We start from the raw sequence: 9,498 nt of genomic DNA on the forward strand, positions 1-9,498 counted from the left end.
CCCAATCCAAGAAACGTAGGAGAAGTACATGTCTATTGTCGGTAAGAACGACATTCAGCAACTGGTAGCGGCGGGCCAAGAAGGCCTTGCTAAGGGCCGTCTGCCCGCCGGGCTGGTCGCCAACGCAGAACTCCACAAGCTCGAAGCTCAGCGAGTCTTCGGCCGGTGCTGGCAATTCCTGGCCCACGAGACGGAGATCCCCCAGGCAGGGGACTACGTGGTCCGATATCTGGGTGGCGGTTCGATCATCGTTGTCCGCGGCGAAGACGGCGAAGTGCGCGCCATGGCGAACTCGTGTCGGCACCGCGGAACAATGCTGTGCCGCACGGAGATGGGCAACACTTCGCACTTCCGCTGCCCCTATCACGGCTGGACCTACCGCAATACCGGAACTCTGGCGGGTGTACCCGCACAAAAAGAGGTCTATGGGGTCGAGATGGACAAGAACGAGTGGAGTCTTACCCAGGTTCCGCGCCTCGAGAACTACCGCGGAATGATATTCGGTTGCCTGGACGAGAAGGCAGAACCTCTCGTTGATTATTTGGGCGATATGGCGTGGTATCTGGACCTGATCACCCAGAAGTCCAAGGGTGGACTGGAGGTGCGGGGTGAGCCCCAGCGTTGGATCATCGACTCCAACTGGAAGCTCGGCGCGGACAACTTTGTCGGGGACGCCTACCACACGTTGATGACGCACCGATCGGCGGTCGAGCTCGGTCTGGCTCCGCCCGATCCGAAATTCGCGTCGGAGCCGGCGCATATCAGTCTCTCCAACGGTCACGGCCTCGGCGTCCTCGGGGTGCCGCCCGGGCAACCGATGCCGCCCTTTATGAACTATCCACCCGAGATCGTCGATGGACTCGCAGCGGCTTACGGCGATCAGGACCGCGCAGACATGCTTCAGCGTTCGGCCTTCATTCACGGCACGGTCTTTCCCAACCTGTCGTTCCTCAACGTCCTCATCGGTAAGGACAACAAGTCAATGCCAGTGCCGATGTTGACATTTCGGCTGTGGCGTCCACTGTCACACGACACGATGGAAGTCTGGTCGTGGTTTCTCGTCGAGAAGGATGCCGACGAAGAGTTCAAACAGCAGTCGTATGAGACCTACGTACGAACGTTCGGCATCTCCGGTGTGTTCGAACAGGACGACGCCGAGACTTGGCGCTCCATCACTGCGGGAACGCAAGGCATTCTCGCAGGCAGCCAGACACTCAACTTCGAGATGGGCATGGGTGTGCTGACCAGCGACGACACGTGGAAGGGGCCCGGTCGTCCCCTGTCCAGCGGGTACGCGGAGCGTAACCAACGCGAATTCTGGGGTCGCCTGTTGGAGTTACTCACCGACTCAGGCGATGACGCCAGCGAAACCGAGCCCAAACCCCAACTACTCGCGCAATCTCGGACCAATGCAGACGAGGTCGCCTGATGAGGCATCAGGCACCTGCTTGTCTCACAACCACAATCAACCAAGTCATAAAGGATGGTGTGCCATGGTAGCGACGGTCGAGCAACAGCTTCTGCTCCGCTGCGAGATGGAGAACTTCCTGTTCCAAGAGGCGGAACTGTTAAATGACGGCCGGTTTCACGATTGGCTGGAATTGTGTGCCGAAGATATCCGGTACATCATCCCGGTGCGCATGAGTAGAGAACGGGCCAACGGCGACGGAAATTCGACGACAATGACCCACTGGGACGACGACTACGCAGGCTTGCAGCTGCGGGTGCTACGTCTGGACACCGAATACGCATGGGCAGAAGATCCGCCCTCACGGATCCGACACCACGTGTCGAATGTGCGGGTACAGCCCGGGATAGGGACGGACGAATACGATGTCCGCTCCAATCTCCTCGTGTTCCGAAATAGAGGGGACAGTCCGCAGCACGACCTCATCTCTGCGGAGCGCCACGATGTCATCCGCCGCAGTGAGATGGGCCTGCGGTTAGCGAGCCGACGGGTAGTGCTTGATCACGCCGTTGTCGGCACCCACAACCTGGCTAACTTCTTTTAACGGGTGACGTTGAGGTTGCATCACTTAACGCCTAGGAAGGTGCAGTCGTGACAGGCGATGCCAGCACGGAAACGACCATCGCGAACGAGTTCGCGTTCGTCACTGTCGACAAAATCTATACCCGCAACGGAGAGCGGTTGGAGATCGCCAGTCCCCGCCTTGGGTTCCGTATTCAGCTCGACCCACTGGAACTTGAGAGTCTGTCGTGGCAAACCAAGGAGAGCCTTTCTCGGTTTCTTCAAGACCCCTACGGTCCCCGCGATTGAGGTGGCGCCAGAACGCAGTAGCGGATCGTTTCTCGTTCACCCTTTCACAGATGGTCGGCGGGACGTCTGTAAGACAACTGCAGGCGCCTCGGCCTGGGACCGCTTGAGCCATGTCGGTGAGGGGCGCACTTAGTGAGGAGTGGACAAATGGTCCATGCGGAAGTCGATCCACGTCGGTGCTGCGGCTACCGTTTGTGCGTGGACGTCGCGCCAGACGTCTTCGCGATCAACGCCGCTGGGAAGGCGGAAACATTGGTGGGCGACATTCCGGTTGGTCTAGTAGTCGCAGCCCGTGCGGCATCGCACGAATGCCCGTCGGCGGCGATCACCATACGCGATGCCGACCGCCAGCAATAACGCCGCTAACGGCTCACATCAGAAGAAGGCCGATAGCTCCTCGACGACGTGATGGGATTGTTAGAGGTTGAGCTATGAGAACGGCTGTCGTCTATCGTCGGCTTGCAACAGCCGCAAAAGATGGCTTCGCAAAGGACAACTACAACGCGCCTGATGAAGTGCAATTCGAGCTATGCGTTTTCTCTGATGGCCGTGTCGCGCAGCGCTGGATGGTGGGCGCTGGCTCTTGCGTTTGGTGGGATGACCTAGACCATCTGTATAAAGTGCACATCTACGCGCACCCTGATTACGGAACCAAGGTTGTCTGGTCCGACGGCGAGGTCGAGGAGCTATGAAAGCTGGTGCCATTACGACGCCTCACGTCCAACCTGGTGCCGGTCATGATCACCGCAGCCACACCGCCGGGTGTCCGCCCCAAACCTCTCTGATTAACAGAGCCCTCTTCTACTAGAATGGTTTTGTGCATGCGGTCCGTGACGCACGACCCTGAGTCAGGGGGCCAGACCTTCGGCGTTGGTGTTCGGCGGAGCGACAGACTCTGTCGGCGAGCTGCGTTTTCCGCAGCGAGAAAGTGAGGTGTTGCCAATGGCGGCGACGGCGAAGATCGCGGAATCGTACTTTAGCCGACGGGAAACCGTATGCACTGAACAGTTGAGCGCGGCCGAGCACCTCGCTTCGGAAATTTTCACGCCGCACCGTCTCCGCTTCTCCGGGCGCGGCCAGCGGTTGAATGCCCGGCTCAGCGCCGCCCGCATCGGTGCTGTGACCATCGGTTACCTGCGGTACGGTGCGGATGTCGAACTCGTCAATTCGACTGCACTCGATGATTACCACATCAACGTTCCCCTCACGAGCCACGCCGATTCGTGGTGCGGCTCAGCCACTGCTCAAGCGACGCCCACGCAGGCGGCGGTTTTCCTCCCAGGCCGTCCTGCTGGCATCAAGTGGGCCGCCGACTGTGGCCAGCTATGCGTGAAGTTCAGCCGCGCGGATCTGGAACTCGAACTCGAAGGCTTGCTTGGAAGACCTGCGATTAGACCGTTGAATATCACGCATAGCATGAACCTGACGGCGGACAGCAGCCGGGCTTGGCTTGCGCTGCTATCGATACTGTACCGAGAGGTCTCTCGCCCTGAGAGCATCGTGCAACATCCGATGACCGGGCGACATTTCGAACACTTGCTTATGCATGGGTTTCTACTCGCCCAACCCCATTACCAGGCCATGGCGCTCGCCGCCGGCGACCAACAAGCGGCGCCGCCGCCCAAAGTGCTGAGGACAGCACTCGACCTGATTGAGGAGCATCCCGAACGGAGTTGGACGACAACCGATCTTGCGCGCGAGGTTGGTATCGGTGTCCGCGCTCTTCAAGAGAGCTTCAGGCGGCACGTCGGGGTTCCCCCGCTCACGTATCTGCGCGAAGTCCGGCTAATCCGTGCGCACGCAGAACTGGCGGCGTCGTCCGAGGGTGCCGTCACTGTTGCTCGCGTAGCGATGAAGTGGGGCTTTGGTCATTTGGGTCGCTTCAGCGCGGACTATCGGCGCAAGTTCGGCGTCACTCCCCAACATACTTTGCGCGCGAGCTGAATTCGCCTTGGCGCAGCGCCATCGAACGGCGTCAGCGGCTAGGCCAGGAATCCGTCGACGGTCTTGATGATCTGGTAGGCGACTCGCAGCGTGGGCACATCCATGGCCAGTTCTTCAGCGGCGGCGACGTAAGGGCCCAGCATGAAGTCGACCTCTGTCTTACGTCGTCGCAGAACATCCTCGTACATCGAGGGGTGGCCCGTGTTTCCCTTCTCGCGCATTACTTTGCCCTGTCCGATGACAAACTTGATCGCCTCGTCCGTCGGAAGGGCGTCGAGTTCCTTGAGGCGGGATAGAGGCGCAAAGAAGTTCATCGGCTCGTAACCCTTCGCGCGGTAGACCGCGAGAAGGTCCTTCGCCAGCGCGACGAAGTACATCGCTCCCTCAGGCACCTCCATGCCCTCGAAGACCGAGGCGCCAGGGATTGCGCCCAGCGCGGTGACCGACCACGCGGCCGCCAGCGCGATCTGCGCGAGCTTTTCCCACTCGACCTGCTCTATGTTGCCCACCGCCATTGCAGGAAGGCCGGCGTTACTGAAGGCAGTCGTCAGGTCGTCGACGCGCGCACTGCATGAGCCGTCAAGTTCCCCAAAGTAAGCGGTCACCTCAGCTGTTAGGTGATTGCGTACGAGGCCCGGTTCGAGCAAGGTGCCGCCCTCGATCGTGGAGGCTCCGATCACCCGGTCCGGCCCAAGCCACCCGGCGAGAGTCGCATCTTTCACGACGGTGTTCTGCACCGACAACGCGCTGCTCACGACATCGCGCAGCCCGTCAGCCTCTGCCAGCGCCTGCGCCGTATCTTTGCCCTTCACCGCCAACACTAGGTAATCGAAGTGTCCAGTGGCCTTGGCGGTCTGGTCGACCGCTGTCAAGTTGTCGGTGATCACCAGGTCGCCCCGACGGCCCGTAATTCGGAGGCCGTCGCGGGTGATCGCCTCGGTGTGCGCCGGCCTACCGACCAGGGTGACATCCACGCCAGTGTTCGCCAAATAGCCGCCCAGGACCGAACCGAGCCCGCCCGCGCCGAGGATCAAGACGCGCATCAAATGGCCTCCGCGGCCGTCAGCTTCTCCTGCAGAACTTCGCGCTCCGGAGCAGACAGCCGGCCTTTGACGGGCGGCCGTACCGGGCCGGCACGAAGCCCCAACAGCTCGAACCACGCCTTCAGATAAGGCATCGCCGCGACGTAGGAACCCGTTGCCGCGATGCGGCCGATGAGCACCTCTTCGTACACCTGGCGGATTGCGTCCAGCTTCGCCGACACAGGCAGTGCCCCCGCCAGTTCACCAGCGAAGGCAAGGTCGGTGTAGTGGTGCAGTTCCTGCCGCCGTTTCCCGTACAGGATCAGGGAGAGCTCCCCATAAAGCACCTGGCCCCCGAAGAGCGCAGCATCATGCGCCCAATAGCGCTCATTCGGCTCGCTGATGACAAGGCGGTCCCCGAAGCGGCGGCGTAATGCGATGCTGTCGGTCCAACTCAAAGTGCCATTCTTGATCCCGATGACGTTGGAGTGCTCGGCGATGCGAGCGACGGCGTCGTGGCTGTACACGAAACTAGATACCGGCGTCCGGTAGAGCACTAGCGCCAGCCCGGTGGCAGGCGCCACGAAGTCGAAGTAGTCTACGACGTCGTCGTCGGTCTTGAGCTGCACCGATGGGTTCATTATCTCGGCGCCGGTGAAGCCCAGAGACGCCACGAAGCGTAATCTTTCGACCGCCTGGTACGCCGACGAGTCCAGAATGATCGTAAACAAGGGAAGGCGGCCGGCGGTGGCGTCAGCGACTACCTCGTGGTAGCGCTGCCATTCGGCCAGTGTCATGTTCCATCCCTCAGCGAAAAAGCCGCCGACGACGAGGCCAGTGCAACCCATCTCCACAAACGCGTCGATGTTCTGCCGCAGACCGTCCTCGTCCAGCTCGAAATCGTCGGTGAGGGGCGTGACAGGACACATATAGAAGCCTCGAAGGTTCTCGGTGGCCCACGCCCTAGCATCGGATCCGAGCGGTGTCGTGATGGTCATCTTGTATGCGGTTCCTTCGGCGGTAGTTCGGCAGTTTGGGGGTTTGAGGCGGACCGACTCGCCTACTCCTCCGCTTAATGTTCGAAACTGACGGAGGGCGTTGGCTCTCTGCCGAACATTGCCGGGGAGAACCGTGGACGTCTATCCCGTAAGCGCTGCGGAGACTCCGATTCGCGCCCAACCTGTAGCACTTCGACCTTCTTGGAGATGCACCGATTCGTTGCAAATCACGACAACTCGACGGCAGCCGACGGTGCTGACGGACGCACGTCGCGTCATGCGTTCGGGTACAGCAGCTCATCGTCATTACGCGTGGCGAGGTGCACCGTGGCGAGGGCAGCTGCATATGCGTGTCAAGCAAGAACTGTTCAGCCACCTCGCGCAAGCGGCCTTCCGGCCCCGCCAGCAATCCGGTGGTTCCAAATCCTGCGTACCACGTACTGTTGCCCGTCCCCGCGGCGCGGCGGTGGCGAGCCGGCGACCAACTCGGCCACAAGGCGGTGTGTGTTGGCAACCGGCAGCCCGGCCCTGCGGGCCAACTCGGACAGGTCAGCCGGTTAGCCGCTCGTCAAGGCGCTGATTGTGCTGAGCAGACACGAGTCGACAGTGGTTCTGCGCGTCGAAAAATGCCTGCCAATTTCGGGCCCCCTTCCGCTGAGTGAAATTCATCGGTTCGCCAGTCTCGAAGTCGTCGGTACCGTAGGCGCCGTGACAGCGTTGATCGACAGCAATCCCGACGGCGCCCTGGCGAGTCAGCAGGCGATCAGCGCGGAGATCGCGATCAAGTCCGGTCGCCGGCGTGATTGGGATCAGCACGTCACATCGATTTCAGTTTTGGTTCGTGTGACACCAAATTCTCAGTGGCACCCCTTGCGCATCGATCGAAGAGCCGTGGCGAGCTTGATCCTCGCTGCGCCGTCGGCCGCTGCTGGTGGGATCCCGTCCATTTTTCGATCAGTGGGACGAGGCTGCGGCCGGCCCCCCGACAGACTGCCACACTGATGAAATTGCTTACGAGTAACTCGATGCACGAAAAGCGCCCTTGCCGTGACAAATTCGACGCTTCGGTACCCACTCCACGCAGGGTGAAGACGGTCAAAGAGGGATCGGCGTCCGGTCTCCTGCCCCGTTTGACACTAGGTATCGTTGCAGTACTTGCCGTGCAAGCACTACTGATACCGCCCGTCGCGCACGGCGACAACAAGCGACTCAATGACGGCGTGGTAGCCAATGTCTACACCATTCAACGCCAGGCGGGCTGCCCGAACGACATCATCATTAGTCCGACCCTCCAGCTCGCTGCCCAGTGGCACGCTCGCGATGCGCTGGCCAACCGCAACGTCGACGGCGACATTGGATCGGATGGTTCCACGCCTCAGGTGCGGGCGGAAGCCGCGGGATTCAGCGGCGTGGTGTCTGAAACCGTTGCGATAAATCCAGCGCTCGCGTTGAGCGGCATCGAGCTGATCAACCAGTGGTATTACGACCCGGTCGATTTTGCGGTCATGTCTGACTGTGCAAACACCCGGATCGGGGTGTGGTCAGAGAATTCCATCGACCGCACAGCTGTAGTTGCGGTGTACGGCAAGCTCCAATGAGTCAAGAAGCAAGTCAGCGCCCAGACTATGCGGACTGCTCAACGCTTCATGACAAGCCCCACAAAGTGGTTCCCAGTGCATGTCGCCGCGAGGCCGCGAAGCGCACCTTCACTCCGATGGCGGCATCTATGTCCCTAAGCAGGGTCATTTCATACGAGGCTCCGCCGTCGGCAATTGCGACGGGCGATAACGCACTCAGCAGAACCAGAGCTGATCCAGCCAAACCTCAAGCCGCGCCGACGAATGCTGACGGGTGCATCCCCCTGCAATGACATTTACACGTTTCTGTGGTTGTCGAACCCCATTGGCACCGCATTGTTCCACCGGGTGTCATCTTTCCCAGCAAGCCAACAATTCTGTGGACTCAACGAAGAAATACACGAAGGAGCCCGTTCAATGACGCTATCCCGTGACGAGATAGATGAATTCTCGAAGAGTATGGCACGAGCAGCAGGCCGCGACAGCCAGCACGTGGGGGAGGAGCACCTTGTCGTTAGCTCCGACGACGCTCACTGGATCCAGACTGGCAGCCCATCTCAGATTGGGCTGCTCCTACGAATACCTGCTCGCTCGGTAGAGCTTTTTCTGCAGAAGATTCCCGGGGGCGAGGGGAGTGACCTTCATCGACACGTACATGAGTCGGTTCACTTCGTGCGGTATGGCTCGGGTTGGTCGGAGATTGGCGATCAACGCGTCCGATGGGGCGCGGGCGACTTCGTGTATACGCCGCCGTGGATCTGGCATCGCCACTATGCCGACGAGGGGCATGACGTAGAGATGATTGTCATCGAGAATTCCCGCCTACTGGCTGCTCTGGACGCCACCCAGAGGGAAAGCATGGGCAACACTAGCTTCGCGGGCGCCTTCGGCGAGAAGTAGCGATTGGCTCCTCAGCAAATATTCGAGCTCACAATTCCGCTCGGCGCCAGGACCTCGCCGGGCGAAGAAACAAACCTCCACAACCTGGGCTGAAGTTATCTCGTTACGGCTGCGGAAACTTGGAAGAACGGTTTGGTGTTCATTTCACATGTCCGGGGGCCGGCAATGGTGGCATGCCAGAGAGTCGCTCCGAGGATGAGCAGGTGATCCGCGATGCAGCTTCGCGGTTCGCTGGGACCAAACCGCGGGAGCGATTGGTCTCGTCTGGTGGAGTTCCCGTGGCAGCTGCGGTCATGTCAGGCAGCAATGAATAGCTTGCCGCGGCCGAACTTGGTGCGCCGGAAGAGTTAAAGATCAGCATGGCGACGTCGCCGAGGGCCGGTCAATGTCGATATAAGTTTGCCTAATATTACCTCAACAAGAAATTCATCTATCCGAACTATAGAGCCGCCGTACGATCGCGGGTTGGCCTAGCCTGTCCCTGTGCGCCAAATCGCAGATGCTGATGTCTTCTCGCCCTGGTCGACGCCCGAGACCGAGCGGTTCCAGCGTTGCAGCTGCTGAAACAGCGGGAGTATGGCCGGGTGAAGGTCGCGACGCAATTGCCGCCATCGCCCGTGGCAGCAACGGCGCTATCTACCCGCGTTGGGTCTGAATCGCCCTGGAAATGTTGGAGGCTCCTGACCTTGGAAACGAGGATGCAGGTATGCCGAAGGAACAGTCTGCCGGGAAGCCCACGACGCGCCGTTACAGCCCTGAGGAGAAGGCCGCCGCGGTCC

Annotated in this window: 11 protein-coding genes and 1 pseudogene; 8 read left to right on the plus strand and 4 right to left on the minus strand. The window is 60.4% G+C overall.

The window, feature by feature from the left end:
• The first annotated feature begins 28 nt into the window (after positions 1–28).
• The 6 genes from CEX87_RS04505 to CEX87_RS04525 all read left to right on the plus strand — a co-directional run bounded on the left by CEX87_RS04505 (position 29) and on the right by CEX87_RS04525 (position 4,222).
• Positions 29–1,429 (plus strand): Rieske 2Fe-2S domain-containing protein, encoded by a 1,401-nt coding sequence (locus CEX87_RS04505; protein ID WP_094286163.1) that lies wholly within the window; start codon positions 29–31, stop codon positions 1,427–1,429.
• 64 nt (positions 1,430–1,493) lie between these two features.
• Entirely contained in the window at positions 1,494–2,012 is a 519-nt protein-coding gene (locus CEX87_RS04510) for an aromatic-ring-hydroxylating dioxygenase subunit beta (protein WP_094286165.1), read from the plus strand.
• Between the two features lie 47 nt (positions 2,013–2,059).
• The gene (locus CEX87_RS04515) at positions 2,060–2,278 is read left to right on the plus strand and encodes a hypothetical protein (RefSeq protein ID WP_014211497.1); all 219 of its coding nucleotides are present in this window, start codon (positions 2,060–2,062) and stop codon (positions 2,276–2,278) included.
• A 147-nt stretch (positions 2,279–2,425) separates the two neighbouring features.
• Entirely contained in the window at positions 2,426–2,635 is a 210-nt protein-coding gene (locus CEX87_RS04520) for a ferredoxin (RefSeq protein ID WP_014211498.1), read from the plus strand.
• A 74-nt stretch (positions 2,636–2,709) separates the two neighbouring features.
• Entirely contained in the window at positions 2,710–2,970 is a 261-nt protein-coding gene (locus CEX87_RS27055) for a hypothetical protein (RefSeq protein ID WP_142301069.1), read from the plus strand.
• 250 nt (positions 2,971–3,220) lie between these two features.
• The gene (locus CEX87_RS04525; protein WP_094286167.1) at positions 3,221–4,222 is read left to right on the plus strand and encodes an AraC family transcriptional regulator; all 1,002 of its coding nucleotides are present in this window, start codon (positions 3,221–3,223) and stop codon (positions 4,220–4,222) included.
• A gap of 38 nt (positions 4,223–4,260) precedes the next feature.
• Here CEX87_RS04525 and CEX87_RS04530 read toward each other — a convergent pair whose 3' ends face one another.
• The 4 genes from CEX87_RS04530 to CEX87_RS27325 all read right to left on the minus strand — a co-directional run bounded on the left by CEX87_RS04530 (position 4,261) and on the right by CEX87_RS27325 (position 7,058).
• Positions 4,261–5,265 carry a ketopantoate reductase family protein gene (locus CEX87_RS04530; protein WP_094286169.1) on the minus strand — a complete coding sequence of 335 codons (1,005 nt, stop codon included), beginning with the start codon at positions 5,263–5,265 and terminating at the stop codon, positions 4,261–4,263.
• On the minus strand, positions 5,265–6,242 hold the full coding sequence (locus tag CEX87_RS04535) for a dihydrodipicolinate synthase family protein (protein ID WP_094286171.1): 978 nt from the start codon (positions 6,240–6,242) through the stop codon (positions 5,265–5,267). Before CEX87_RS04535 ends, CEX87_RS04530 begins: the two co-directional genes overlap by 1 nt.
• Before the next feature lie 368 nt (positions 6,243–6,610).
• Positions 6,611–6,781, minus strand: a complete 171-nt coding sequence (locus tag CEX87_RS27890; RefSeq protein WP_332888867.1) for a hypothetical protein — start codon at positions 6,779–6,781, stop codon at positions 6,611–6,613.
• A 10-nt stretch (positions 6,782–6,791) separates the two neighbouring features.
• Positions 6,792–7,058, minus strand: a complete 267-nt coding sequence (locus CEX87_RS27325; RefSeq protein WP_198957151.1) for a hypothetical protein — start codon at positions 7,056–7,058, stop codon at positions 6,792–6,794.
• Positions 7,059–7,372: 314 nt separating this feature from the next.
• On the opposite strand from CEX87_RS27325, the pseudogene CEX87_RS04550 reads away from it, so the two are divergent.
• Both CEX87_RS04550 and CEX87_RS04555 read left to right on the plus strand, forming a co-directional pair.
• Positions 7,373–7,831: pseudogene (locus CEX87_RS04550) on the plus strand (CAP domain-containing protein); the annotation flags it as partial.
• A 405-nt stretch (positions 7,832–8,236) separates the two neighbouring features.
• Entirely contained in the window at positions 8,237–8,719 is a 483-nt protein-coding gene (locus CEX87_RS04555) for a cupin domain-containing protein (protein WP_094286177.1), read from the plus strand.
• Positions 8,720–9,498: the final 779 nt, after the last annotated feature.

It is taken from the genome of Mycobacterium lehmannii (genome assembly GCF_002245535.1).
Taxonomy (GTDB): domain Bacteria; phylum Actinomycetota; class Actinomycetes; order Mycobacteriales; family Mycobacteriaceae; genus Mycobacterium; species Mycobacterium lehmannii.